We start from the raw sequence: 24835 nt of genomic DNA, 5'->3' as shown, positions 1-24835 counted from the left end.
GTCCCGGCCGTCCATACGCGCGCAAAAGGCCCGTCACTCCACCTTGATGTCGTGGGATTTGGCCACACGGGCCCATTGCGCGATTTCGCCGGCGAGGAAATCGCGCAACTCGGCGGGCGTGCTGCCGATGGGTTCGGTACCGGCCGCCCGCAGCTTCTCCGACACCTCCGGAGACTTCACCGCCTCCTGAACGCGGGCGCTCAGCAGCTGCACGATCTCGTTCGGCGTGCCGGCCGGGGCGAAGATGCTGTACCACTGATTGACTTCCACGCCGGTGACCCCCGCCTCCTTGAAGGTGGGCACATCGGCCACGGGCGCGAGGCGGTGGGACGAGGCGATCGCGAGCGCGCGCAGCTTGTCCTGCTTCAGATTGGTCCCCACGCCCTGGATGCTGATGAACAAAGCGTCCACATGCCCGCCCATAACGTCGGACAGCGCCGGAGCCGCCCCCTTATAGGGCACATGGGCGAGGTCCGTTCCGGTCTGGGCGCTGAACTGCACCATGGCGAGATGCTGAAGCCCCCCAATGCCGTTCGAGGCATAAGTGAGCTTGCCCGGCGCGTCCTTGGCCTGACGGATGAAGTCGGCGAGATCCTTCACCTTCAGGCTCGGGCCCACCACCAGGAGGAAGGGCTGGACCGCCACGAGGGAGATCGGCGCGAAGTCCTTCTGCGGATCGTAGGGCAGGCGGGGCGACACGGCCGGGTTGATGGCGTGGGTGTCGGAGATGGCGACAAGAAGGGTGTAGCCGTCCGGGGCGGACCGGGCCACGAATTCGCTGCCGATGGCACCCGAAGCCCCGCCGCGATTGTCCACCACCACCGGCTGGCCGAGGCTCGCCGACAGCTTTTCCCCGATGAGGCGGCCGATGAGATCCGCCGAGCCGCCCGGAGGGTAGGGGACGACGAGCCGTATGGAGCGGGTGGGATAATCGAGCGCCGCGGAGGGCGCGGCCCACAGTGCGGCGCAGGCCATGGCGAGCCCCGCCAGGGCGCGGCGGGACAAGACTGGCGCGCCGCGAGGGTGCGCTTGGCGTTTCTGTTTCATCCTGTTGGTCCTCCCGGTTTGTTGTTCTGATGGTGCCGTTCAGGCGGCCGCCCGGCTGCCTTCGCGCTCGACCACCTGTCCCTGGCCGCGCAGCATCGACTGCACTTCGCCGATATCGAGGGCGCGGGGCGGCACGCCCTTCAGCGCCGCGAGCGCCGCCATGGTCCCCGCTGCATGGCCGGTGGCCATGCAGACGGGCTGGCCGCGGGCCGAGGCGGACGCGGCATGGGTGGCGGAGATGGCCCGGCCGGCGACGACCACATTCTCCAGCCCCTCGGGCAGGAGCGTCCGCGCGGGCACGCCATAGGAGCGCATGATCTTGCTGAGGTCGGTGCCCCCGACCTTCGCCGCGCCGCTGGGGGCGCCCACGTCGTGGATATCGAGGGGGTAGGCGCCGCGCGCCACCTGGTCGGGAAAGTCCCGCCCGCCCATGACGTCTTCCGCCGTGAGCACATACTCACCGAGGATATGGCGCGTTTCACGCACGCCGACCTGGAACGGGGTGGAGACGATGTAGCACCCCCCGAATCCGGGCACGTATTTGCGAAGGAAGCGCGTCCCTTCGAGGATCTGGAGCTGCGTCTCCACTTCCGCCCGGGTGAGGTCGTCGGGATCGGTGCCGCGAATGCCGTGGACGCGGGTGATGTTGATGGTCACCTCGTTGCGGCCCGGGAGCGGATTGAAGCCGAAATAATCGCGCGGGATGGTGTAGTCGCCCGCCGCGCGGGCCTTGCGGATCAAGGCGCCGAAGCCCGCGACACCGACGCCGGGCTGCTTGCGGAATTCGGCAATGCTCGACGTGCCGCCTTGCTGGTCGGGCGGAAGCTCGAAATCCTCGGGATGGGCTTCCAGATAGGCCCAGGTGCGGTCGAGATCGACGCCGCCCACGCGGAAGATGGCCGACACCGGCTGGACGAGGCTGTCCCCCTCGCGGCCATAGCTGAAGCGCGCGCCGGACAGGGCCGCGAGGTCGCCATCGCCCGTGCAATCGACGAAGCAGGCGGCGGGGATGACTTCGAGGCCGGCCTTGTTCGCCACGCGGATGGCCTGGACCGTCCCGTCCTGCGTCAGGGTATCCACGAGATAGGAATGGAACAGCAATTTCAGGCCGGAGGCCTGCGCCATCTCGATGAGGCGCAGCTTCAGCATTTCCGGGTCCTGGCCCATGATGGAGCCGTGGCGCGGATGCTGGGTGACAATGGTGGCGCCGCCCATGTCGCGCATCCCATCGATCAATTCGGCGCCGATGCCGCCGAGTGCCGGTACACCTTCGCCGTCATTGACGCCCTTCAGCGACATCCCTAGCGTCAGAACACCACCGAGCGTGCCGTACTGCTCCACGAGCAGCGTCTTCGCACCGGTGCGGGCTGCCGCAATTCCGGCGATCGCACCGGCCGTGCCCCCCCCCACCACGACCACGTCGAAACCTTGCCGCAACCTCATGTCCCACGCTTCCTCTATGCCAGCCGGAGTATCGTCTCATCGATCTCCATCGTCTTTCATGTTATGTTGTCATAACAAGTAGAGTTCCGCAATGCCTTCTCTCCCCTCCGAGCGTCTGATCCCGCTCTACCGACAGGTGTCGGACCAGCTGCGCGCGGCGATCATGGCGGGGGAGTTTGCTCCCGGCGCGGCCCTGCCGAGCGAAAGCGAATTGTGCACGCGCTTCAGTGTAAGCCGCATTACGGTGCGCAAGGCTCTCGACGAATTGGTGGAGCGACGCCTCATCGTCCGGCGGCAGGGCGTGGGCTCCTTCGTCCGGGAGGAGACGGAGGCGACCTGGTCCATGGCGCTCACGGGCGTTCTGGACGAAGCGCTGGCGCCGCACCGCTTCGTGGTCTCCCAGGAAAGCACCTCCGCCCCGCCTCCCGAGCTCGCAGCTATCGCCGCGCTTCCGGCGGGCATGCGGATGAAGATGTTCGCGGGAACGAACCTCTTTCCCGACGGCACCCCCCTCATGTTCCTGAGATACTATTTCCCCGGCTTCATCTCGGATCGGCTCACCTCCGCCATGCTGGAGGGGCCGGTGGCGCCTTTCCGGCTGGTGGAGCAGGTGGCGGGGATCGCCATCGACCACGCCGTGCAGATGACCGAGCCGGCCATTGTCGACCCTATCGCGGCGAACGCCATCGGGCTGGCGCCGGGGACTGCCATCCTGCGTTCGCTGCGCGTCTATTTCGACCTGCGCGGCCGCGTGGTGGAGCTGCTCGACGCCACCTACCACCCGGCCCACTATCGGCTGCAGGCGACGCTCTATCCTTCAGCCACGCGCCCGTCCGCTCCGCCAAGCTGAGCGGACGGGCTTACTTATTGAAGAGAGGCAAATTTACCATCTGACGGGAATCGCAAAGCGATTCCCGTCAGATGGATTTGGCTCTGGCTCACCGCCCCACGAACACCTGGTCGAGGATGGCGCCGGAGGCGAACTGGTCGGCCTGCACCTTGTTCCAGCCGCCGAACACGTCTTCCACGGTCACGAGGCGAACTTCCGGGAACTGGCCCGGAAACTGGTCCATGACCGCCTTGTTGTTCACCCGGTGGAACGCCTTGACCGCGACGGTCTGGCCGGCCGGCGTGTAGAGGAAGTCGAGATAGGCGGTGGCGAGCGGGCGCGAGCCGCGCTTGTCCACGACCTTGTCCACCACCGCCACCGGGAATTCCGCGAGCAGGCTCACGGAGGGGATGACGGTCTTCAGGTTCTTGTCCTTGTAGAGCAGCTCGATGGCGCGGGTCTCGGCCTCGAAGGAGACCAGCACGTCGCCGGTCTCGCGCTCCACGAACGTGGTGGTGGAGCCGCGGCCGCCCGTGTCGAACACCGGCACATTGGCCAGCAGCTTCTTCACGAAGGCATTGGCCTTCTCGGCGTCGCCCTTGAACTGCTCCAGCGCGTAGGCATAGGCGGCGAGATAGGTGTAGCGCGCATTGCCCGAGGTCTTCGGGTTCGGGAAGATGACCTTCACGTCGTCGCGGATGAGGTCGTTCCAGTCCTTGATGTTCTTCGGGTTGCCCGCGCGCACCAGGAAGGCCGGGAAGGAATAATAGGGCGAGGCGTTGTTGGGGAACTTCTTCTGCCAGTCCTTGGCGACGAAGCCGGCCTTGGCGAGAACATCCACGTCCAGCACCTGGTTGAAGGTGACTACGTCCGCCTCGAGCCCCTCGATGATGGCGCGGGCCTGGCGCGAAGTGCCCGCATGGCTCTGGTTGACGGTCACTTCCTGACCGGTCTTCTGCTTCCAGAGAGGGATGAACTCCGTGTTCTCGGCGGTGAACAGCTCGCGGCCGATGTCATAGGAGACGTTGAGGATGGAGTTCGGCCCCTTGTATTCCGACTGGGCGAAGGCGAAGCCGGGCGCCATCAAAGCGGCAAGGCTCAGGGTCGAGAAGGCGCGGCGGGTCAGCATCGGGCTCTCCTAATTACGCTCTAACGACGTAATTTATGGTAATTCACGATTGATTATTACCACGCGGCAGGCGTGGATTCAAATGGGCCCATCCGCTTACCCAACGCGCTCCCTCTCCCGCTTGCGGGGGAGGGCTGGGGAGGGGGCAGATGCGACCTCTCTATTTTCCCGGCGTTTCCGGCCTGCGGCCGCCCCCCTCCCTGACCCTCCCCCGCAAGCGGGAGAGGGGACGGTGTGGTTATGGGGAGGAAGGGCCTATGCCGCGCTCTTCTTGTTCTGCCGGTTGTGCACCAGATCATCCACCACGGCCGGGTCCGCCAGCGTGGAGGTGTCGCCCAGATTCTCGAACTGGTCCTCGGCGATCTTGCGCAGGATGCGGCGCATGATCTTGCCCGAACGGGTCTTGGGCAGGCCCGGGGCGAACTGGATCAGGTCGGGAGAGGCGATGGGGCCGATCTCCTTGCGCACCCAGGTGACCAGTTCCTTGCGCAGCTCCTCGCTGGGCTGCTCGCCGGCCATGAGGGTCACATAGGCGTAGATGCCCTGGCCCTTGATGTCGTGCGGGAAGCCCACCACCGCCGCTTCCGAGACCTTGGGATGGGCGACGAGCGCGCTCTCCACCTCGGCGGTGCCCATGCGGTGGCCGGAGACGTTGATCACATCGTCCACGCGGCCGGTGATCCAGTAATAGCCGTCCGCATCCCGCCGGCAGCCGTCGCCGGTGAAATACTTGTTGGGATAGGTGGAGAAATAGGTCTGCTCGAAGCGCGCATGGTCGCCATAGACCGTGCGCATCTGGCCCGGCCACGAATCCGCGATCACGAGATTGCCCTCGGCCGCACCGTCCAGCACCTTGCCCTCGGCATCCACCACCTGCGGCTTCACGCCAAAGAAGGGATGGGTGGCCGAGCCGGGCTTCAGCGCGGTGGCGCCGGGCAGCGGGGTGATGAGGATGCCGCCGGTCTCGGTCTGCCACCAGGTATCCACGATGGGGCAGCGGCCGTCGCCGACCACCCGGTGATACCATTCCCAGGCTTCCGGATTGATGGGCTCGCCCACCGAGCCGAGGAGGCGGAGCGAGGCGCGCGACGTCTTCTTCACCGGCTCCTCGCCGCTCTGCATGAGCGCACGGATGGCGGTGGGCGCGGTGTAGAAGATGTTGACCTTGTGCTTGTCGATCACCTCCCAGAAGCGGGAGTTGCTGGGATAATTGGGCACGCCCTCGAACATGAGGGTCGTCGCGCCGTTCGCGAGCGGGCCGTAGACGATGTAGGAATGGCCGGTCACCCAACCCACGTCCGCCGTGCACCAATAGATATCGCCCTCGTGATAATCGAAGACGTAATGGTGCGTCATGGAGGCGTAGACGAGATAGCCGCCGGTGGTGTGCAGCACGCCCTTGGGCTGCCCCGTGGAGCCCGAGGTGTAGAGGATGAACAGCGGGTCTTCCGCGTTCATGTGCTCGGAGGGGCATTCGTCGGTCACGAGGTCCGCCGCCTCGTGATACCAGACGTCCCGGCCCGGCTCCATGTTCACGGTTCCGCCGGTGCGGCGGACCACCACCACATGGTCCACCCCGCCGCCGAGGCGTTCGATGGCGGCGTCCACATTGGCCTTCAGCGGCACCTTGCGGCCGCCGCGCAGACCCTCGTCGGCGGTGATGATGCAGCGGGATTCGCAGTCCGAGATGCGCCCGGCGAGGCTATCAGGGGAGAAGCCGCCGAACACCACCGAATGGATCGCCCCGAGCCGCGCGCAGGCCAGCATCGCATAGGCCGCCTCGGGGATCATGGGCATGTAGATGGTGACGCGGTCGCCCTTCTGGACATCCCGGTTGCGCAGGACGTTGGCGAACCTGTTCACCTCCGCATGGAGCTCGTTATAGGTGATCTTCCGGGATTCGGCGGGGTCGTCCCCTTCCCAGATGATCGCCACCTGGTCGCCGCGGTCGGCCAGATGCCGGTCGATGCAATTGTAGGCGACGTTGGTGACGCCGTCCTCGAACCATTTGATGGAAACCTTGCCCGGCGCGAACGAGGTGTTCTTCACCTTGGTGAAGGGTTCGAACCAGTGGATGCGCTTGCCGTGCTCGGCCCAGAAGCTTTCCGGGATCTCGACCGATTGCCTGTAGAGCTCGGCATAATAGTCCGCATCCACGAAGGCGCGCTCAGCCCATTCCGCGGGGACGTCATAGATCTTGTCGGTCATGGGTCGTTTCCCCTCCATCGGGCATGGGGCGCAATGGGCGCCGCCTTTGGTTGGCTGGATTATGATGAGCGCCCAGGGGCTCCACAAGGCGCCGGAGCCGAGACTTTGGGCGAACGCAGCGCCGGGCGGGCGCGGGCCTCTTGCCGCACCCTCCGGCCTGTCGGCGAAGCGGGCTTCGCCTTATAGAGCCGGGATGCATTCCTCTGTCGGCAAACGGCCATGATGATCTGGGTCCGCATCCTCCTTTTTGCCGCCGGCCTGTTCGGCGCAGCGGGTGTCGCGGCGGCGGCGGTTGCGGCCCATCTGTCCGGCGGCAGCTCGCTCGCGACGGCGGCGCAATTCCTCATGATCCACGGCGCTGCCCTTGCGGGCATCAGCGCCGTCGCGCTTCAGATCTCTCGCGGGCGGGGCGCGCTGCTCGTGGGCGCGAGCGCAATTGCCATCGGCACGCTCCTATTCTCGGGCGATCTCGCCCTGCGCGCCTTGATGGACATCAAGCTTCTGTGGGGCACCGCGCCATTCGGCGGCACCCTGATGATCGCAGGCTGGCTCGTGGTCGCGGCCGGCGGCGCTATGGCCGCCACACCGCGCCGCTGAGTGGAGTTAGCCGGTTACATCCGGAACTTGGCGTTCTGCCCCAGGTCTGCACGCTTCTCGCCCAGAATGGCCGACGCCATCTTGAAGCCGGTGGTCAGCGTGCCGTCGCCCTGCCAGACCTCCGCCTGCTCGGGCGTGACCTTCAGCAGGAGCGCATTGGGATCGTCAGGACCCGCGGGGAAATAGGCCTCCATGGCGGTGGACCAGATCTCCTTCAGCTTCGCCGTGTCGCGCACCAATTGGGCGGCGCCGGAGACGGACAGGTAGAAGCGGTCGCCCTCGTCCATGAAAGCAAGGCAGACCTGCGGGTTGCGCTCGATCTCCTCGTCCTTGGCCGCATGCACGTCGGTGACGAACCACACGGCGCCGTCAGCGGGCTTCGCCACGGGCGCCATGGGGCGCGCGCGCAGGCGGCTGCCATCCATGTCGATGAGCATGCAGGAATGGCGGCTCGCCATTTCCTCCCAGATGTCTTGGATGTCCATGATGCGCACCTCGTCTCACCGCCCCGTCGTGCAACGGCGGGGAGGGGCGGGTGTTCCCGTCAGGCCGCCTTCGGGCGCCAGACGCAGGTGCGCTTGATCTCCATGTCCTCCAGCTCGCGGGTCACCGGCACGCTGAATTCGGCCAGCTGCTCCAGCCGGTCCTTGGGCAGATAGGAGCGGCCGGGATCGCCGATCAGCACGAGGGCGCCTCTGCGGGAGAGGGACAGCAGCCAGTCGAACACGCGGGCGGCGAGATCGCGCTCGTAGCAGATGTCGGCGGCGAGAATCACGTCCCAGCCGTCATCGCTGTCGATCAGGTCATCGCCCGCGGGCGAAAGGGCGACGCCGTTCGCGGCACCGTTGAGGCTGATGGCCGCCAGCGCGAAAAGATCGATGTCCGCGCACACCACCCGCGCCGCGCCCGCCTTGGCGGCGGCTATGCCCACGAGGCCGGAGCCGGAGGCGAAATCGAGCACGGTGCGCCCCGCAACCAGCTCCGGCCGATCGAGGATGAAACGCGCCAGCGCCTGCCCGCCGGCCCAGGCGAAGGCCCAGAAGGGGGGCGGCAGGCCCATCTCGCCCAGCTCCTCCTCCGTGCGGTGCCAGAGCGGCACCGCCTCGTCGGCCACATGAAGGTTGATTTCGGGGACGAGCGGGACGGGCCGCAGGCGGGTCTCGGCGCGGACAAACGCTAGGGGATCAAGGCTCACGCTCACATGGCGCCATAGGCGAGGATCATGTCCCATTCCGCGTCCGTGACCGGCTGGACGGAGAGGCGGGAGAACTTCACCAGCGCCATCTCCTGGAGGCGCGGATCGCCCTTGATGGTCTCAAGGGTCACCGGCGTCTTCAGCGGCTTCACCGCCTTCAGGTCCACCATCACGAACTTGCCCGTGGCGTCCGAGGGGTCGGGATAGGCTTCGCGGATCACCTCGACGATGCCGACGATCTCCTTGCCCTCGTTGGAATGATAGAAGAAGCCCTGATCGCCTTTCTTCATGGCCATGAGGTTGAGCTTGGCGGCATGGTTGCGCACGCCATCCCAATGGGTGCCCTTGGCGCCCGCCTTCACCTGATTGTCCCAAGACCATTTCTCGGGCTCGGACTTGTAGAGCCAATGGGCCATCTGGACCTCCGGAACGGCGTTGGGCTGGGACCTTGGCTTTAGCGAGCCAGCGATACAATTGGCAAGGCTGGTTTTCGGGGCGGCCCGGTTGAATCTCGGGTTCCGCCTGTTAGGGTCACGGCCGCTTTAAGGGAGGCATTCATGGTCTATGAGATTGCGCAGCTCACCATCAAGGACGGCGAAGAGGCCGCGTTCGAGGCCGGCGCCAAGAAGGCCGTGCCCCTGTTTCAGCGGGCCAAAGGCTGCATGGGCATGAGCATCGAGCGCTCCATCGAGAACCCGCAGCACTATACCCTGATCGTGGAATGGGAGACGGTGGATGACCATATGGTCCATTTCCGCAACTCCCCCGATTTCCAGGAATGGCGTGGCCTTGTGGGCGGTACCTTCGCAGCCCCGCCCCAGGTGCACCACACCCAGGTGGTGCTGGACGGGTTTTGATCTTCAATGCACGAGCCGTCATGGCCGGGCTTGTCCCGGCCATCCACGGGGCTCCGCAAATACTGAGCCAACGGATGGACGTAGATGCCCGGGACAAGCCCGGGCATGACGGTCTTCCAGCTCACCGCGTCGGAACAGGCTTCTCGCCGCGATAATCGTAGAAGCCGCGGTGGGTCTTCCGGCCGAGCCAGCCGGCCTCCACATATTTCACCAGCAGCGGGCAGGGCCGGTATTTCGAATCCGCCAGCCCCTCATGGAGCACCTGCATGATGGCAAGACAGGTGTCGAGGCCGATGAAATCGGCCAGCTGCAGCGGCCCCATGGGATGGTTCGCGCCGAGCTTCATGGCCCGGTCGATGGCATCCACCGAGCCGACGCCCTCATAGAGGGTGTAGATCGCCTCGTTGATCATGGGCAGCAGGATGCGGTTGACGATGAAGGCCGGAAAGTCCTCGGCCACCGCATAGGTCTTGTGCAGGCGGGTGACGAACTGCTTCGAGCTTTCGAACGTGTCGTCATCGGTGGCGATGCCGCGCACTAGCTCCACCAATTCCATCAGCGGCACCGGATTCATGAAATGAATGCCGATGAAGCGCTCGGGCCGGTCGGTGGCGGCGCCGAGGCGGGTGATGGAGATTGAAGAGGTGTTGCTGGCGAGCAGCGCTTCCGGCCGCAGGATCTTGCAGAGATCGGTGAAGATCTTGCGCTTCACCTCTTCCCGCTCGGTGGCGGATTCGATGACGATGTCGCAATCGGCGAGGCCTTCCATCGCAGGCACCGCGGCGATGCGGCTGAGCGCCTCCTGCCGGGCCTCCTCCGTCACCGTGCCGCGCTGCACCTGCTTGGCCATGTTGCCGTTGATGGTGGCGAGGCCCGAGCGGATGCGGTCCGCATCCGCGTCGTTCAGCATCACGTCATAGCCGGCCAGCGCGCAGACATGCGCGATGCCGTTGCCCATCTGACCGGCGCCGATCACTCCGACCTTCTTGATCTCGAGCGGCATGATGCTTTCGTCTTTCGCCTTCCTGGGGGCTTTCGCCCGTCAGCCCTTCGCCTTGGCGATCTCCGCCTTGAGCTCGGGCACCAAGGTGAACAGATCGCCCACCAGGCCGTAATCGGCAACCTGGAAAATAGGCGCCTCCTCGTCCTTGTTGATGGCGACGATGACCTTGCTATCCTTCATGCCGGCGAGATGCTGGATGGCGCCGGAAATGCCCACCGCCACATACAGCTCGGGAGCGACCACCTTGCCGGTCTGGCCGACCTGGAGGTCATTGGGCGCATAGCCCGCATCCACCGCGGCGCGCGAGGCGCCCACGGCCGCGCCGAACGCATCCGCCAGGGGCTCGATCACCTCGGTGAACTTCTCCTTGGAGGCGAGCGCGCGCCCGCCGGAGACGATGATGCGCGCCGCCGTCAGCTCGGGACGGTCGGACGAGGACAGGGCCTCGTCCACGAACGAGGAGACGCCCGGATCTTCCGCCGCGCCCACGCTCTCCACGGGGGCGGAGCCGCCCTCGCCGGTGGCGGCGAAGGACGCGGTGCGCACGGTGATGACCTTCTTGGCCTCGCCGCTCTGTACGGTCTGGATGGCGTTGCCCGCATAGATGGGCCGCTCGAACGTGTCGGGCGCCACCACCTTGATGATGTCGGAGACCTGCATCACGTCCAGCAGCGCGGCGACGCGCGGCAGCACGTTCTTCACCGAGGCGGTGGAGGGGCCGAGGATGGCGTCGTAATTGCCCGCCAGCGAGACGATCAGCGCCGCCAGGGGCTCCGCGAGGCGGTGGGCATAAATCGGGCCGTCGGCGAGGAGCACCTTCTCCACGCCCGAGAGCTTGGCGGCGGCATCCGCGATGGCGGAGACATTCTCGCCCGCCACCAGGATATGAACCGGCGCGCCGAGGGCGACGGCAGCAGTGAGGGCCTTGGCGGTGGTGCCGTTGAGGCTCTTAGTGTCGTGTTCGGCGATCAGCAAAGTCGTCATCAGATCACCCCAGCCTCGTCCTTCAGCTTCGCCACGAGTTCGGCCACCGAACCCACCTTCACGCCCGCCTTGCGGCCGGCGGGCTCCGACGTCTTCAGCACCTTCAGGCGCGGCGTCACATCCACCCCGTAGGCGTCCGGCGCCTTCTCGTCGATGGGCTTCTTCTTCGCCTTCATGATGTTGGGGAGCGACGCATAGCGCGGCTCGTTGAGGCGCAGATCGGTGGTGACGATGGCGGGCAGGGTCAGCTTCACCGTTTGCAGACCGCCGTCGATCTCGCGGGTGACCGAGACGGAGCCCTCTTCGAGAGCGACCTTGGAGGCGAACGTGCCCTGGCCCCAGCCGAGCAGCGCCGCCAGCATCTGGCCGGTCTGATTGGCGTCGTCGTCGATGGCCTGCTTGCCGAGGATGACGAGGTCGGGCTTCTCCTCGCCCACCACGCCCTTCAGGATCTTGGCCACGGCCAAAGGCTCGGTGGTGGCATCGGTCTTCACCAGGATGCCGCGGTCGGCGCCCATGGCAAGCGCGGTGCGCAGGGTCTCGGAGGCCTGGGCGGGGCCGATGGAGACCACCACCACTTCCGTGGCCTTGCCGGCTTCCTTCAGGCGGAGCGCTTCTTCGACTGCGATCTCGTCGAACGGATTCATCGACATCTTGACGTTGGCAAGCTCGACGCCGGAACCGTCGGATTTCACGCGAACCTTCACGTTGAAATCGACGACACGCTTAACGGGGACGAGGATCTTCATACGGTGTGCGCTCCCTAGCCCGGCTTACTGAGTAAGGCTTCGGGAAGGACTCCCGAGCTCGTTTGCCGCCGCGGGACCCGCAGCGCAGCAAAACCTTGGGGGCGGCAACGTAGGAGTGGCCCGAAACCCTGTCAACGCTCAAGGAAAGGGCGGCTTACTTCTCCCGGAAGGAGCGGGTCAGCGCATCGGTGAGCGGCCGCGTCAGATAGGACATGACGCTGCGTTCCCCGGTGTTGAACACCACCTCCGCCGGCATGCCCGGGCGCAGGCGCGCCTTCATGTCGTCGGGCACGTCCGTGTTGCTCACGGCGACCACCGCTTGATAGTAGGGCTGGTGGGTCTGCTCATCCATCAACCGGTCCGGCGACACGCTGCGCAGCTCGCCGACGATGAGCGGCGTGGTGCGGGAATGGAAGGCGGGGAAGCGCACCTCCACGCCGTCGACCCCGTTGTGCAGGCGGTCGATGTCGGTGGTGGGCACCTGGGCGTCGACGATCAGCTCGTCATTCTGCGGCACCACTTCCAGCATGGTGTCGCCCGGCCGCACCACCGCCCCGACCGTATAGATCTTCGGGTTGATGTTCTGGACCACGCCGGCGCGGGGCGCCCGGATGTCGATGCGCTTCAGAACATTCTCGGAGATGTTCAGCTTTTCCTTCAGGTCGGAAATCTTCTGGCGCGTCTCGACGATCTGCTGGGCGATCTCCTCCTGCTGCTTCTGGGTCAGCTGCTGGATCTGCATCGACATTTCGCCGATATTGGCCTGCGCCTTGGCGGTGTCGGCGATATTGCGGCCGACCACGCCCTGCAGGCGCGCCTTCTCGCGCTGGAGCTGGGCGAGGCGGGGCTTGGAGACGAGGCCCTTGTCGGAAAGCTTCTGGATGCCGTCCAGCTCGTCGTCGATATAATAAAGCTGCTGGTCGGCGGAGGCGCGCTCGCGGGTGAGGCCGTCAATCTCGGTCTCGCCCTGCTTGATGCGGTTCTTCAGGATGCCCACCTGCCCGTCCATGGAGGACTTGCGGTCGCGGAACTGCGCCTCCTGGTCCGCAATGGCCGCCTTCACCACCGGGTCGGAGGCACGGGCGAGGAGGGTTGGCGGGAAGGTGACGGCGTTGGCCATGGCGCGCTCGGCGTCCAGGCGGGCCTCGGTGGCAAGCTGGGTGTCGAGCTGTGCGCGCACCGAATCAAAATTGGCGAGCGAGGAGGTGGGGTCGAGGCGGAACAGGACCTGGCCGGCCGTCACCACCTGGCCGTCCTTCACCAGGATCTCCGCGACGATGCCGCCTTCCAGGTGCTGCACCACCTGCCGCTTGCTCTCCACCGAGACCACGCCCGGCGCGATCACCGCGCTCTCGATGCTGGCGAGGGCCGCCCAGCCGCCGAACACCCCGAACGTGAGGATGATGACGCCGTATCCCATGGACGCCACGCGGCGATAATCGCCCGTGGGCACCGGCGCGGGAAGGCCGGAGACCGGGTCGGTCAGCGGGCTGTCGGTGGGCACGGGCGGGAGGACGATGTCCTTCACCGTCGCGAGGTGCTTGCGCGCATCGGCGATGAACGGGCGGGCACTCTCCGGCACGTGCTGAGATATCCTGGCGCGCAGATTGCCGAAGAACCCGGCATCGGCGGGCGCCGGGGGCTCACCCGAAGCGGGGGCGCCGGACATCTGGCTGGTATTGGGCGTCTCGTTCATCTCACGCCTCCGCTGGCTGAGCCTCGACGCGCGGCGCCGGCGCGCCCTCGGGGCGCACGAGCCGCGGGCCGAGCACCTTCGCCAGCACCTCGTCGCGGGGGCCGAAACCGTGCACCGTGCCCTCGTTGAGAAGGAGGATAAGGTCGCACAGGCCGAGGCTATTGGTCTTGTGGGTCACCAGGACGACGGTGGAGCCCGCCTTCTTCAGCGCCTGCACGGCCGTGGTGAGCGCCTGCTCGCCCGCCGCGTCGAGGCTGGCATTGGGCTCATCGAGCACGATCAAGGCCGGCTTGCCATAGATGGCGCGAGCGAGGGCCACGCGCTGGCGCTGGCCGCCGGACAGGGCCGCGCCGCTCTCGCCGATATCGGTGTTGTAGCCCTGGGGCAGGCGCTGGATCATCTCGTGCACGCCGGCCATCTGGGCGGCCTCGACGATCTTCCCCTCATCGCGCACGCCGAAGCGGGCGATGTTGTCGGCGATGGTGCCGGCGAACAGCTCCACATCCTGCGGCAGGTAGCCCAGGGACTTGCCGAGCTGCTCCGGGTCCCAATGCGACAGGTCCGAGCCGTCGAGCCGCACGGCCCCGGCGGTGGCGGGCCACACGCCCACGAGCACGCGGGCGAGGCTCGACTTTCCGGCCGCGCTGGGGCCGATGATGCCGAGCGTGGCGCCCGCCTCGACCGCGAAGGAGACCCCGCGCAGCACCGGAACCTCGCGGCCCGGGGCATGCACCACGAGGTTCTCCACCTGCACGGCTCCGGTGGGGTCGGGCAGGCGCATGCGCTCGTGCTGGGTCGGCAGCATGCGCAGCAGCTCCTGCACGCGGCGATAGGCCGAGCGGGCGGAGACGATGCCCTTCCAGTTGCCGATGGCGGTCTCGATGGGCTGGATGCAGCGGCCGACCACGATGGAGGCGGCGATCATCATGCCGGGGGTGATCTCGCGATTGATGGCGAGATAGGCGCCGAGGCCGAGGATCATGCTCTGCATGAAGACGCGGTTGAACTTGGTGGCCGAAACCAGGAAGGCCGCGCGGTCCGAGGCGAGGCCCTGCCAGCCGAGCGCGGCGCCCCGATGGGTGGCCCAGCGCTGGCGCAGCTGGCGCACCATGCCCATGGCCTGGAGCACCTCGGCATTGCGGAAAGTGGTGACCGCCTGGTTGTTGGCGCTGATATTGGCCTTGGTGGCCCGGTCGAGGATCGGCCGCGTCACCCGGTCATTGGCGAAGGCGAGGCAGCCGGAGATGAGGCAGGCCAGGACCGCCAGGATGCCGTACCAGGGGTGCAGCATGGTGGCGAAGATGATGTAGATGGGCACCCACGGCACGTCGCAGAAGGCGATGAGGCCGGCGCCGGCGAAGAAGTCGCGCACCGTGTCCACGTCGCGCAGCGCCTGCACGTGGCTCGGAGAGGGCTTGCGCAGCGAGGCGCGCTGGACGGCGTCGAAGGCGGATTCCTTGACATTGTCGTCGAACTTCACACCCGCGCGCACCAGAAGCTGGGTGCGGAAGGTCTCCAGCGCGGCCCCCACCGCATAGAGCACGGCGACGATCAGGGTCAGCAGCACCAGCGTCTGGATGCTCCGCGAGGAGAGCACCCGGTCATAGACCTGCATCATGTAGATGGAGCCGGTGAGGCCCAAAAGGTTGATGAAGAAGCTGAAGGCGACCACGCTCCACATGGCCGGAACCACGGCGCGCACTGCAAGATCGAGCGCGGTCGCCGGCAATGAGGCGTGCGCGTGAGACGCCGAGATCGGCTGTGCCATGGATCACCCGGTTCGATGCCGCCCCCCCGTGAGGCGCCGAAAGTCCCTCGGTTTCTCGCTTGTCGCCGCAATCCCGTCCGCTGGCAAGCCTTACGCGACACGCGCTGCGCGCAAAGACCTAAAACTCCGTGAAACCGGCCGGTTTCTCGGCCTTCGCGGCCATTGTCCCAAAGGTATTTGGGACGTTCGGGCGCATGCGCGCTTCGCACTCGCCGCATAGGGGTCTTCGCGCTCGCAAAAAACGTTCTAGACTGGGGGCAAAGCAATCCAGGGTAGGAACAGGCATGTCGAGCGCGGTCTGGGCAGTGATCGGTGAGCCGGTCGAGGATAGCAGCGACAAGGACCGGCCGCTGCGCGAGGACATCCGGCGCCTCGGGCGGCTGCTGGGCGACACGGTGCGCGAGCAGGAGGGCGAGCCGATCTACCATCTGGTGGAGATCGTGCGGCGCACCTCGATCCGCTTCCACCGCGATGCGGACGAGGGCGCCCGGCAGGAGCTGGAGACCATCCTGGGCGAGCTGTCCCCCGATGTGGCGGTGCAGATCATCCGCGCCTTCAGCTATTTTTCCCACCTCGCCAACATCGCCGAGGACCTGCACCACACCCGCCGCAACCGGGCGCACGCCATCGCCGGCTCGGCGCCCCGCGCCGGCACCGTGGCCAACGCCTTCGCCCGCGCGGCTGCCGCCGGCAAATCGGCTTCGGACCTGCGCGCCTTCTTCGCCGAAGCGCTGATCAGCCCCGTTCTCACCGCCCATCCCACCGAGGTGCGGCGCAAGAGCACACTGAACCGGGAAATGGAGATTGCCGGGCTTCTGGACCACGCCCAGCGGGTGGAAGCGACGCCGGAGGAGGCGAAGGTCCAGGAGGAGGGGTTGCGCCGCGCCATCCTCACCTTGTGGCAGACCGCTTTGCTCCGGCGCATCAAGCTTACCGTCATCGACGAGGTGACGAACGGCCTGTCCTATTACGACTACACCTTCCTCCAGGAGCTGCCGCGCCTGTTCTGCGCCATCGAGGATCATCTGGAAGCGCTCGATCCCGAGGGCGCGGCGGAGGTGCCCTCCTTCCTGCGCATCGGCTCCTGGATCGGCGGCGACCGGGACGGCAACCCCTTCGTGACGGCCGAGGTGCTGCGCGAGACGGTGAAGATGCACCGCGAACGCATCATGCGCTTCTATGAGGAGGAGGCGGTGGCCCTCGCCGCCGAGCTCTCTTTGGCGAGCCGGCTGGTGAAGGTGTCCGAGAAGATGCAGGCCCTCATGGCCCTCTCCCCCGACCAGGGCATGAGCGGCCGCGAGGAGCCCTACCGCCTCGCCCTCGCCGTGGTACTGGCGCGCCTGCGCGGCGCGGCCGCCGTCCTTCGGGGCGAGCCGGCCGTGCCCGCGGCGCCTGGGCTCGAACCCTACCCGAACGCGGCGGCCTTCAAGGCCGACCTCGACATCATCCACCGCTCCTTGTCGGAGAACGGCTCGCGCATCCTGGCGCGGGGCCGGCTGCGCCTGTTGCGGCGGGCGGCGGACTGCTTCGGCTTCCACCTCGCCGCGGTGGACCTGCGCCAAAATTCCGATGTGCATGAGCGCACCGTGGCCGAACTGCTGGAAGCGGTCGCGCCCGGCACCGCCTATGAGACCCTGGACGAGGAGGCGCGTATCGCCCTTCTCACGAGCGAGCTTTCCAATGCCCGGCCGCTGGCCTCCCCCTTCCTCGCTTATTCCGAGGAGACCCGGTCCGAGCTCGCCATCCTGAATGCTGCCGCCGACGCCCATGCACGCCTCGGCGAGGCGGTGATCCCCAATTGCATCATCTCCAAGACCGAGGGCGTCTCCGACATGCTGGAGGCGGCGCTGCTGCTGAAGGAGGTGGGCCTCGTGCGGGCCGACGGCACCAGCGCGCTCAACGTGGTGCCCCTGTTCGAGACCATCGGCGACCTCCAGGCCTGTGCCGAGGTGATGGACCGCCTGTTCTCCATCCCCGCCTACAAGGCGCTGGTGGAGAGCCGGGGCGGCGTGCAGGAGGTGATGCTCGGCTATTCCGACAGCAACAAGGATGGCGGCTTCGTCACCTCCGGCTGGGAATTGTACAAGGCCGAGATCGGCCTCATCGAGGTGTTCAGGCGCCACCATGTGAAGCTACGCCTGTTCCATGGCCGCGGCGGCTCCGTAGGCCGCGGCGGCGGGCCGAGCTACGACGCCATTCTTGCCCAGCCGGGCGGGGCGGTGAACGGTCAGATCCGCCTCACCGAGCAGGGCGAGATCATCTCCTCGAAATATTCCAACCCCGAAGTCGGCCGGCGCAATCTTGAGATCATGGTCGCGGCGACCCTCGAGGCGACGCTGCTCCAGCCCGGCGAAACGGCGCCGCGCCCGCATTTCCTCGCCGCCATGGAGGAATTGTCAGAGGCCGCGTTCGACGCCTATCGCGGCCTCGTCTACGAGACGCCGGGCTTCGAGGATTATTTCTGGTCCTCCACCGTCATCTCCGAGATCGCGACGCTGAACATCGGCTCGCGCCCGGCCTCGCGGAAGAAGACGCGGGCCATCACCGCGCTCAGGGCCATTCCCTGGGTGTTCTCCTGGGCGCAGTGCCGGCTGATGCTGCCCGCCTGGTACGGCTTCGGCACCGCCGTGGACGCTTTCCTGAAGACGCGGCCGGGCGGCATGGCGGAGCTTCAGGCCATGTACGGGGAATGGCCGTTCTTCCGCACGCTCCTGTCCAACATGGACATGGTGCTCTCAAAGAGCTCGCTGGCGGTGGCCTCGCGCTATGCCGAGCTGGTGGAGGATGTGGAGCTGCGCGAGCGCATCTTCTCGCGCATCAAGGCGGAATACGAGACCTCGGTGGCGCGGCTGCTGGAGATCATGGGCCAGAACACGCTGCTGGAAGGCAACCCGCTGCTCGACCGCTCCATCCGCAACCGCTTTCCCTATCTCGACCCGCTGAACCATGTGCAGATCGAGCTTCTGAAGGCGCACCGGCGGAACGAGGCCATAGGCGCCACGGGTACCGACCCGGACGACAAGGTGCTGCACGGCATCCAGCTCACCATCAACGGCATCTCGGCCGGCCTGCGCAACAGCGGGTGATCCCGTCACTCGTACCGGTCATGCCCGGGCTTGACCCGGGCATCTGCGGCGATCCCTTAGGCTGCACCCGACGGAACCCCGTCATGGCCGGGACAAGCCCGGCCATGACGGTTGCCCTTTGAGATACCGCCGAGACGATCCGCGCCTTGCCTCGCCGTGCCCGATCTTCTATGACGCAGGCTTAACGGCCCCGGACCAAACCGGGGCTTTGCTTTGTTTGCGCGGCCTGATGGGCCGACAGGGCGGAGGACCCCAACCGTGGCCAACGTGGTGGTGGTCGGCTCGCAATGGGGCGACGAAGGCAAGGGTAAGATCGTCGACTGGCTGTCCGAGCAGGCCGACGTGGTGGTGCGTTTCCAGGGCGGGCACAATGCCGGCCATACCCTGGTGGTGAACGGCGTCACCTATAAGCTCTCGCTGCTTCCCTCGGGCGTCGTGCGCCCCGGCAAGCTTTCGGTCATCGGCAATGGCGTGGTGCTCGATCCCCAGGCGCTGGTGGATGAGCTCGCCCGCCTTGCCGCACAGGGCGTCGTGGTGGGCCCCGACCGGCTGCGTATCGCCGAAACTACGCCCCTCATCCTGCCCGTGCACCGCGAGCTCGACGCCCTGCGCGAGAATGCCGCGAGCCCGGAGACGCGCATCGGCACCACGCGCCGCGGCATCGGCCCGGCCTATGAGGACAAGGTGGGGCGCCGCGCCATCCGCCTCGTCGACCTCTCCGACACCTCGACCCTGCCCGCCAAGGTGGAGCGCCTGCTCACCCACCACAATCTGCTGCGCCGGGGCCTCGGCCTTCCCGAGGTGGACCCGGCGGCGCTGATTGCCGAGCTGGAGGCCCTCGCCCCCCAGGTCCTGCCCTTCATGGACCGGGTGTGGGAGCTGCTGGACAAGGCCCGCCGCGCCGGCAAGCGCATCCTGTTCGAGGGTGCCCAGGGCTCGCTGCTGGATATCGACCACGGCACCTATCCCTATGTGACGTCCTCCAACACCACCGCGGCCTCCGCCGCCACGGGGTCGGGCGTGGGGCCGGGGGCGCTGGATTACGTGCTGGGCATCACCAAGGCCTACACCACCCGCGTGGGCGAAGGCCCCTTCCCCACCGAGCTGACCGACGAGATCGGCCAGACGCTCGGCTCCGTGGGCCGCGAGTTCGGCGTGGTCACGGGGCGTCCGCGCCGCTGCGGCTGGTTCGACGCGGTGCTGGTGCGCCAGACGGTGAAGACCTGCGGCATCCACGGCATCGCCCTCACCAAGCTCGACGTGCTGGACGGGTTCGACGAGATCAAAATCTGCGTCGGCTATCGCCTCGATGGGAAGGAGATCGACTATCTCCCCGCCGAGAGCGGCGCGCAGACCCGGCTCGAGCCCATCTACGAGACCATTCCCGGCTGGCGCGAATCCACCGCCGGCGCCCGCTCCTGGGCCGATCTTCCCGCCGGCGCGGTGAAATATGTGCGCTGGGTGGAAGAGCTTATCGGCTGCCCGGTCGCCATTTTGTCCACGAGCCCGGAACGGGACGACACGATTCTCGTTCAGAATCCGTTCCAGGCTTAACCAAGGCTTTGCCTCTCCGGGGCAATCTTTTCGCACATGGCCGATTATTACCCCCTCCTGGTCCGCGCGATCGCCGGCCTCGCCCAGAATACCGGCGAGACGCGCAAGGTCGTGTTCGACCGGGCGCGGGCCGCCTTGCTGAAGCAGCTGCGCAGCGTCGAGCCGCCGCTGCCGGAAGGCGAGATCGGCCGGGAGCGCCAGGCGCTGGAAGACGCCATCCGGCGCATCGAGGCGGAGAACAAGACCGAGACGCCCGAGCCCGAGGAGCCGCCGGTCCGCGTCACCCGCGAGCCGCCTCCCCGCCCCGCCCCGCCGAAGCCGTCCGAACCCGCTCCTACCCCGCCCCAGCAGGCGGAGCCGGTGGCGGTGGACCCGGAGGATCTCGGGGGCGAGGATGAAACGCCCGCCTCCACCGCCCGGCGGCCCACCGTCGGGCGCGGGCATGTGGGCGGGCGCCATGAGCGTCCCCGCATCGCCAAGGGGTCTGATGAGCCCAAGGCGCCGCGCTGGCAGAAGACCGTACTGCTCGTCTTTCTGATCGGCGTCCTGATCGCCGGTGGCGCCTATGCGGTGGTCAATCGCGACAGCCTGTTCGGCCAGGGGCAGCGCCAGACCGCCACCGCCCCCACGGCGCCTGCGGCCACAGACGCGCCCAAGAGCGCCGACCAGCCCAAGAGCACGGACCGGGTGACCCAGGCCGGCGGCGGGGATACCCGCGCGCCGGTGGCACCGCCGCGTGCCGCCAGCTCCACCACCCAGCGCGCCTATCTGTTCGAGGATGCGGGCGGCTCTGCCCAGAGCGTGCAGACCTATGAAGGCACGGTCACCTGGAAGACCGAGACCTTCAATGCCGGCCCCGGTTTGCCGCCGGACGTGGGCATCCGCGCCGACCTGCAGATCCCCGGCCGCATGTCGGTGAGCTTCACGCTCCGCCGCAATGCCGACCAGGCGCTCCCCGCCTCGCACACCATCGAGATCAGCTTCACCCTGCCGCAGGACTTCGCCTATGGCAGCATCACCAACGTGCCGGGCGTGCTGATGAAGCAGACCGAGGGCGCGCAGGGCGCGCCCCTGGCCGGCCTCTCGGTGCGGGTGAACCCCACTTACTTCCTCGTGGGCCTTTCAGCGGTGCCGGCGGACAAGGAGCGCAACATCCAGTTGCTCCAGACCCGCCCCTGGATCGGCTTCCCCATGGCCTATGCCAACAACAAGCGGGCGGCCATCGCCTTCGAGAAGGGCACGCCGGGCGACCAGGCATTCCAGGATGCCTTCTCCGCCTGGGGCGAGCTGCTCCCGCCGCAGCCCCCTCCGCCCATGCCGGCGACGCCCGGCGGCGGGTGATAGCCGTCATCTGAAGAATGCTGTCATGGCCGGGCTTGACCCAGCCATCCACGTCCATCCCTCAGCTCCCAAGTGGGAAAGCCCGCACCAGCGGCTCCCCGTGGATGCCCGGATCAAGTCCGGGCATGACCGTTGGGTGCGGGCGAAGACGCCCTGAAATCCCCTACCCTTTCCCGTCTTTCCTCAAGCTCTTGAGCGCGTAGAGCGCGTCCAGTGCCGCTCGCGGCGTCAGCTCGTCGGGATCGATGCCATCCAAGGCCACGCCCAGCTTGTCGTCCAGCGGCGCCTGCGCCGCTTCCGGCGCCGGGCGGCGGACGGCGGCGAACAGAGGCAGCTCATCCAGAAGGCGCTGCGCCGGGGAGACGCGCTCGGCCGCTTCCAGCTCCGCCAGCACCGCCTTGGCGCGGGCGATCACCGCTGGCGGAAGCCCGGCGAGGCGCGCCACCTGGATGCCGTAGGAGCGGTCCGCAGCGCCCTGGACCACCTCGTGCAGGAACACCACCTCGCCCTGCCATTCCGCCACCTTCACGGTGGCGTTGGTGAGCCGGACGCAGCGCTGGGAAAGCGCGGTCAATTCATGGAAATGGGTGGCGAACAGCGCCCGGCAGCGGTTCACCTCGTGCAGATGCTCCAGGCTCGCCCACGCGATGGACATGCCGTCGAAGGTGGCCGTGCCGCGGCCGATCTCGTCCAGGATTACGAGGGAGCGCGACGTCGCCTGGTTCAGGATGGCGGCGGTCTCCACCATCTCCACCATGAAGGTGGAGCGCCCCCGCGCCAGATCGTCCGCCGCCCCCACCCGCGAGAACAGGCGGTCGACGACGCCAAGCCGGGCGGCACGCGCCGGCACGAAGCAGCCGGCCTGGGCGAGCACGGCGATGAGCGCGTTCTGGCGCAGGAACGTGGACTTACCCGCCATGTTGGGGCCGGTGACCAGCCAGATGCGCCCGCCTTCCAGCCCCACGGGCGGGGAGAGGTCGCAATCATTCGCCACGAACGGGCCCTTGGCGCGGGCCAAAGCCTGCTCCACCACCGGGTGGCGACCGCCTTCGATGGAGAAGTCGAAATCCTCAGTCATGTCAGGGCGCACATGACGCTCGTCCACGGCGAGGCGGGCGAGGGAGGCGTGGACGTCCAGTTCCGCCAGCGCCTCGGCGGCGGCGCGGATCTCGTCCGAGGCCTCCACCACCGCGCCCGCGAGCCGGTCGAACAGCGCCTGCTCGATGGCCAGCGACCGCTCGCCGGCCGAGGCGATGCGGCTTTCCAGGTCCGCCAGCTCCTGGCTCGTAAAGCGCACCGCGCCGGCCAGCGTCTGGCGATGGGTGAAGGTGGCGAGATGAGGCGGCTCGCGCAGGCGCTCGCCATTCTGCGCCGTCACCTCCACGAAATAGCCCAGCACCGCATTGTGCCGGATCTTCAGCGACTTGATGCCGGTCTCATCCACATAGCGCCGCTCCAGCGCAGCCACCACGCGGCGGCTCTCATCCCTGAGGCCGCGGGTAGCGTCGAGGTCGGGGTCGTAGCCGGGGCGGATGAAGCCGCCGTCGCGGCGCAGGTGGGGCGGCTCCTCCACCAAGGCGGCGAGGAGGTCGCGGGCGAGCCCCGGCTCCGCCCGCGCCAGCGCGGTGGCGCAGCGGGCGAGGTCCGCCGGCGGCTCCCCTGAGAAAGCGGCGGCCAGCGCGAATCCCTCCTCCAGCCCCTGGCCGATGGCGAGGAGATCCCGCGGCGAACCGCGGCCCAAGGAGAGGCGCGACAAGGCGCGGGCAAGGTCCGGCGCGGCGGCGAGGCGGCGGCGGAGGGTGGAGGTGAGCTCGGGATCCTCGGTCAGATAGGCCACCGCGTCATGGCGGGCGCGGATGGCGGCGATGTCGGTCAGGGGCTCGGAGAGGCGGCGCGCCAGAAGCCGGGCGCCGGCCGCCGTCACGGTGCGGTCGATGGCGGCCAGCAGCGAGCCGCGCCGGTCGCCGGAGGTGGTGCGCACCAGTTCCAGGTTCGCGCGGGTGCCGGCATCGATGAGCATGGCCCCACCGTCCGCTTCGTGGCTGGGCGGAGCGAGGGACGGGCGGGCGCCGAACTGGGTGCGCTCCACATAGGAGACGATGGCGGCAGCGGCGATCAGCTCCGCCCGGCTGAAGGTGCCGAAGGCGTCGAGTGTGGCGACGCGGAAGAACTGGGCGAGCCGCTGCTCGGCCCCCGCCCCCTCGAAACCCTGCCGCGGCAAGGGCGTGACGGCGGGCAGGCCGTCCCATACCTCGCGCAGGTCCGGGTCGTCATAAAGGGTGTCGGAGAGCAGCACTTCCGCCGGATCGATGCGGGCGAGGTCCGCCGCAAGGTTCGCGCGGCTGGAGGCCGCCACCCGGAATGCACCGGTGGAGACATCGGCGAAGGCGAGACCGTACGCATGGGCCTCCTCCCCTGCCCGCACCCGCGCCACCGCGAGGAGCACGTTCTCGCGCCGGGCATCCAGCAGCGCGTCCTCGGTGATGGTGCCGGGGGTGACGAGGCGGGTGACGTCTCGGCGCACCACGCTCTTGGAGCCGCGCTTGCGCGCCTCCGCCGGGTCCTCCAGCTGCTCGCAGACCGCGACGCGGAAGCCCAGCGCGATGAGCTTGTGGAGATATTCCTCGGCGCGGGAGACCGGCACCCCGCACATGGGGATGTCCTCCCCCAGATGCTTGCCGCGCTTGGTGAGCACGATGCCCAGCGCCTGCGCCGCCTTCTCCGCATCCTCGAAGAACAGCTCGTAGAAATCCCCCATGCGGTAGAACAGCAGGCAATCGGGGTTGGCCGCCTTGATCTCCACATACTGGGCCATGACCGGGGTGACGTAGCCTTCGTCCCGCTTGGCCTGCGGCGGCTCGGCCGGAGCGGGCTCGGCCGGGCGGATGTCGGCCGGCGTCCAGGCGGCCTCCTCGACGGGCGGATCCTTCGGGGCGGGGTTCTGGGCTGCGTCCTCGGTCATGGCCGCACGCTAGTTGGCGGCGCGGCGGGAGGGAAGCGATGCCCGCGCGCCATCCCCGGTCTCGTGAAGTTTCCTCCCCGGCACGTTGCCCCCTCCCCCCTTGAGGGGGAGAGCTGGGGTGGGGGTACGGCGCCGCTAGAACTGCCGCCGCCGGCGCAGACGGGGAGATACCCCCTCCTTGCTCTCCCCCTTAAGGGGATCGTTGCAATACTCGCCCAAGGACGCGGATGGCTGAGTTTTCCGCCTCTCCCCGAGGGGGAGAGGTCGACGCCGTAGGCGGCGGGTGAGGGGGCTCCGGCGGTTCAGGATTGGAGAGAGTGGTGCCCCCTCACCCCAACCCTCTCCCCCGCGGGGAGAGGGGGCACGGCGCCGGCCTCCCGAGGAATA

At 67.7% G+C, this 24835-nt stretch carries 19 protein-coding genes; 6 read left to right on the top strand and 13 right to left on the bottom strand.

Translation table 11 applies throughout. The features are described from left to right. Positions 1-33: 33 nt before the first annotated feature. Together ABLE91_RS10335 and ABLE91_RS10330 are read right to left on the bottom strand one after the other, a co-directional pair. Positions 34-1005 (bottom strand): Bug family tripartite tricarboxylate transporter substrate binding protein, encoded by a 972-nt coding sequence (locus tag ABLE91_RS10335; RefSeq protein ID WP_348930730.1) that lies wholly within the window; start codon positions 1003-1005, stop codon positions 34-36. Between the two features lie 81 nt (positions 1006-1086). Beyond that, entirely contained in the window at positions 1087-2490 is a 1404-nt protein-coding gene (locus ABLE91_RS10330; RefSeq protein ID WP_348930729.1) for an FAD-dependent oxidoreductase, read from the bottom strand. Between the two features lie 91 nt (positions 2491-2581). Here ABLE91_RS10330 and ABLE91_RS10325 point away from each other — a divergent pair, with 91 nt between their 5' ends. Continuing rightward, positions 2582-3340, top strand: coding sequence for a GntR family transcriptional regulator (locus ABLE91_RS10325; protein ID WP_348930728.1), 759 nt, complete (start codon positions 2582-2584; stop codon positions 3338-3340). A gap of 88 nt (positions 3341-3428) precedes the next feature. Here ABLE91_RS10325 and ABLE91_RS10320 read toward each other — a convergent pair whose 3' ends face one another. Together ABLE91_RS10320 and acs are read right to left on the bottom strand one after the other, a co-directional pair. Further along, the gene (locus ABLE91_RS10320) at positions 3429-4448 is read right to left on the bottom strand and encodes a sulfate ABC transporter substrate-binding protein (RefSeq protein WP_510181932.1); all 1020 of its coding nucleotides are present in this window, start codon (positions 4446-4448) and stop codon (positions 3429-3431) included. Positions 4449-4703: 255 nt separating this feature from the next. Further along, positions 4704-6656 carry an acetate--CoA ligase gene (gene acs, locus ABLE91_RS10315; protein WP_348930727.1) on the bottom strand — a complete coding sequence of 651 codons (1953 nt, stop codon included), beginning with the start codon at positions 6654-6656 and terminating at the stop codon, positions 4704-4706. Between the two features lie 219 nt (positions 6657-6875). Here acs and ABLE91_RS10310 point away from each other — a divergent pair, with 219 nt between their 5' ends. Beyond that, the gene (locus ABLE91_RS10310) at positions 6876-7253 is read left to right on the top strand and encodes a DUF423 domain-containing protein (RefSeq protein ID WP_348930726.1); all 378 of its coding nucleotides are present in this window, start codon (positions 6876-6878) and stop codon (positions 7251-7253) included. 14 nt (positions 7254-7267) lie between these two features. Here ABLE91_RS10310 and ABLE91_RS10305 read toward each other — a convergent pair whose 3' ends face one another. From ABLE91_RS10305 to ABLE91_RS10295, 3 genes are read right to left on the bottom strand one after another with little or no spacing between them, the layout of a single operon-like run. Beyond that, entirely contained in the window at positions 7268-7738 is a 471-nt protein-coding gene (locus tag ABLE91_RS10305) for a pyridoxamine 5'-phosphate oxidase family protein (protein WP_348930725.1), read from the bottom strand. A gap of 59 nt (positions 7739-7797) precedes the next feature. Continuing rightward, on the bottom strand, positions 7798-8448 hold the full coding sequence (locus tag ABLE91_RS10300; RefSeq protein WP_510181931.1) for a class I SAM-dependent methyltransferase: 651 nt from the start codon (positions 8446-8448) through the stop codon (positions 7798-7800). A gap of 2 nt (positions 8449-8450) precedes the next feature. Further along, on the bottom strand, positions 8451-8864 hold the full coding sequence (locus ABLE91_RS10295) for an EVE domain-containing protein (RefSeq protein WP_348930723.1): 414 nt from the start codon (positions 8862-8864) through the stop codon (positions 8451-8453). Positions 8865-9005: 141 nt separating this feature from the next. Between ABLE91_RS10295 and ABLE91_RS10290 the strand changes: the two genes are divergently transcribed. Next, complete coding sequence (locus ABLE91_RS10290) at positions 9006-9305, top strand: antibiotic biosynthesis monooxygenase family protein (RefSeq protein WP_348930722.1); 300 nt, start codon at positions 9006-9008, stop codon at positions 9303-9305. Positions 9306-9426: 121 nt separating this feature from the next. On the opposite strand, the gene ABLE91_RS10285 is transcribed toward ABLE91_RS10290, so the two are convergent. The 5 genes from ABLE91_RS10285 to ABLE91_RS10265 form a co-directional block, all read right to left on the bottom strand. Next, complete coding sequence (locus tag ABLE91_RS10285; protein ID WP_348930721.1) at positions 9427-10308, bottom strand: 3-hydroxybutyryl-CoA dehydrogenase; 882 nt, start codon at positions 10306-10308, stop codon at positions 9427-9429. Positions 10309-10347: 39 nt separating this feature from the next. After that, on the bottom strand, positions 10348-11292 hold the full coding sequence (locus ABLE91_RS10280; RefSeq protein WP_348930720.1) for an electron transfer flavoprotein subunit alpha/FixB family protein: 945 nt from the start codon (positions 11290-11292) through the stop codon (positions 10348-10350). After that, a complete protein-coding gene (locus ABLE91_RS10275; RefSeq protein ID WP_348930719.1) occupies positions 11292-12041 on the bottom strand; it encodes an electron transfer flavoprotein subunit beta/FixA family protein in 750 nt (249 codons plus the stop codon). The genes ABLE91_RS10280 and ABLE91_RS10275 overlap by 1 nt, the downstream gene beginning before the upstream one ends. Before the next feature lie 154 nt (positions 12042-12195). Next, on the bottom strand, positions 12196-13737 hold the full coding sequence (locus ABLE91_RS10270) for an HlyD family type I secretion periplasmic adaptor subunit (RefSeq protein ID WP_348930718.1): 1542 nt from the start codon (positions 13735-13737) through the stop codon (positions 12196-12198). Between the two features lies 1 nt (position 13738). Continuing rightward, positions 13739-15505, bottom strand: coding sequence for a type I secretion system permease/ATPase (locus ABLE91_RS10265; protein ID WP_348930717.1), 1767 nt, complete (start codon positions 15503-15505; stop codon positions 13739-13741). Between the two features lie 284 nt (positions 15506-15789). On the opposite strand from ABLE91_RS10265, the gene ppc reads away from it, so the two are divergent. The 3 genes from ppc to ABLE91_RS10250 all read left to right on the top strand — a co-directional run bounded on the left by ppc (position 15790) and on the right by ABLE91_RS10250 (position 21486). Next, positions 15790-18591 carry a phosphoenolpyruvate carboxylase gene (ppc, locus tag ABLE91_RS10260; protein WP_348930716.1) on the top strand — a complete coding sequence of 934 codons (2802 nt, stop codon included), beginning with the start codon at positions 15790-15792 and terminating at the stop codon, positions 18589-18591. A gap of 258 nt (positions 18592-18849) precedes the next feature. Beyond that, entirely contained in the window at positions 18850-20145 is a 1296-nt protein-coding gene (locus ABLE91_RS10255) for an adenylosuccinate synthase (protein WP_348930715.1), read from the top strand. A gap of 36 nt (positions 20146-20181) precedes the next feature. Beyond that, a complete protein-coding gene (locus tag ABLE91_RS10250; RefSeq protein ID WP_348930714.1) occupies positions 20182-21486 on the top strand; it encodes a hypothetical protein in 1305 nt (434 codons plus the stop codon). A 163-nt stretch (positions 21487-21649) separates the two neighbouring features. On the opposite strand, the gene mutS is transcribed toward ABLE91_RS10250, so the two are convergent. Further along, entirely contained in the window at positions 21650-24448 is a 2799-nt protein-coding gene (gene mutS / locus ABLE91_RS10245; protein ID WP_510181930.1) for a DNA mismatch repair protein MutS, read from the bottom strand. Positions 24449-24835 lie beyond the last annotated feature (387 nt).

This window comes from Aquabacter albus, from assembly GCF_040049275.1.
In the GTDB taxonomy this organism is placed as follows: domain Bacteria; phylum Pseudomonadota; class Alphaproteobacteria; order Rhizobiales; family Xanthobacteraceae; genus Aquabacter.
Note: the sequence above shows the minus strand (reverse complement) of the source record. Positions and strands in the feature narration are given on the sequence as shown.

Excerpts from the sequence above, each read along its gene's own strand:
- ABLE91_RS10280 (WP_348930720.1), bottom strand. The coding sequence starts at position 11,292 with ATGACGACTTTGCTGATCGCCGAACACGACACTAAGAGCCTCAACGGC.
- ppc (WP_348930716.1), top strand. The coding sequence starts at position 15,790 with ATGTCGAGCGCGGTCTGGGCAGTGATCGGTGAGCCGGTCGAGGATAGC.
- ABLE91_RS10305 (WP_348930725.1), bottom strand. The coding sequence starts at position 7,738 with ATGGACATCCAAGACATCTGGGAGGAAATGGCGAGCCGCCATTCCTGC.
- acs (WP_348930727.1), bottom strand. The coding sequence starts at position 6,656 with ATGACCGACAAGATCTATGACGTCCCCGCGGAATGGGCTGAGCGCGCC.
- ABLE91_RS10270 (WP_348930718.1), bottom strand. The coding sequence starts at position 13,737 with ATGAACGAGACGCCCAATACCAGCCAGATGTCCGGCGCCCCCGCTTCG.
- ABLE91_RS10325 (WP_348930728.1), top strand. The coding sequence starts at position 2,582 with ATGCCTTCTCTCCCCTCCGAGCGTCTGATCCCGCTCTACCGACAGGTG.
- ABLE91_RS10265 (WP_348930717.1), bottom strand. The coding sequence starts at position 15,505 with ATGGCACAGCCGATCTCGGCGTCTCACGCGCACGCCTCATTGCCGGCG.
- ABLE91_RS10310 (WP_348930726.1), top strand. The coding sequence starts at position 6,876 with ATGATGATCTGGGTCCGCATCCTCCTTTTTGCCGCCGGCCTGTTCGGC.
- ABLE91_RS10290 (WP_348930722.1), top strand. The coding sequence starts at position 9,006 with ATGGTCTATGAGATTGCGCAGCTCACCATCAAGGACGGCGAAGAGGCC.
- ABLE91_RS10250 (WP_348930714.1), top strand. The coding sequence starts at position 20,182 with ATGGCCGATTATTACCCCCTCCTGGTCCGCGCGATCGCCGGCCTCGCC.
- ABLE91_RS10295 (WP_348930723.1), bottom strand. The coding sequence starts at position 8,864 with ATGGCCCATTGGCTCTACAAGTCCGAGCCCGAGAAATGGTCTTGGGAC.
- ABLE91_RS10320 (WP_510181932.1), bottom strand. The coding sequence starts at position 4,448 with ATGCTGACCCGCCGCGCCTTCTCGACCCTGAGCCTTGCCGCTTTGATG.
- ABLE91_RS10285 (WP_348930721.1), bottom strand. The coding sequence starts at position 10,308 with ATGCCGCTCGAGATCAAGAAGGTCGGAGTGATCGGCGCCGGTCAGATG.
- mutS (WP_510181930.1), bottom strand. The coding sequence starts at position 24,448 with ATGACCGAGGACGCAGCCCAGAACCCCGCCCCGAAGGATCCGCCCGTC.
- ABLE91_RS10330 (WP_348930729.1), bottom strand. The coding sequence starts at position 2,490 with ATGAGGTTGCGGCAAGGTTTCGACGTGGTCGTGGTGGGGGGGGGCACG.
- ABLE91_RS10275 (WP_348930719.1), bottom strand. The coding sequence starts at position 12,041 with ATGAAGATCCTCGTCCCCGTTAAGCGTGTCGTCGATTTCAACGTGAAG.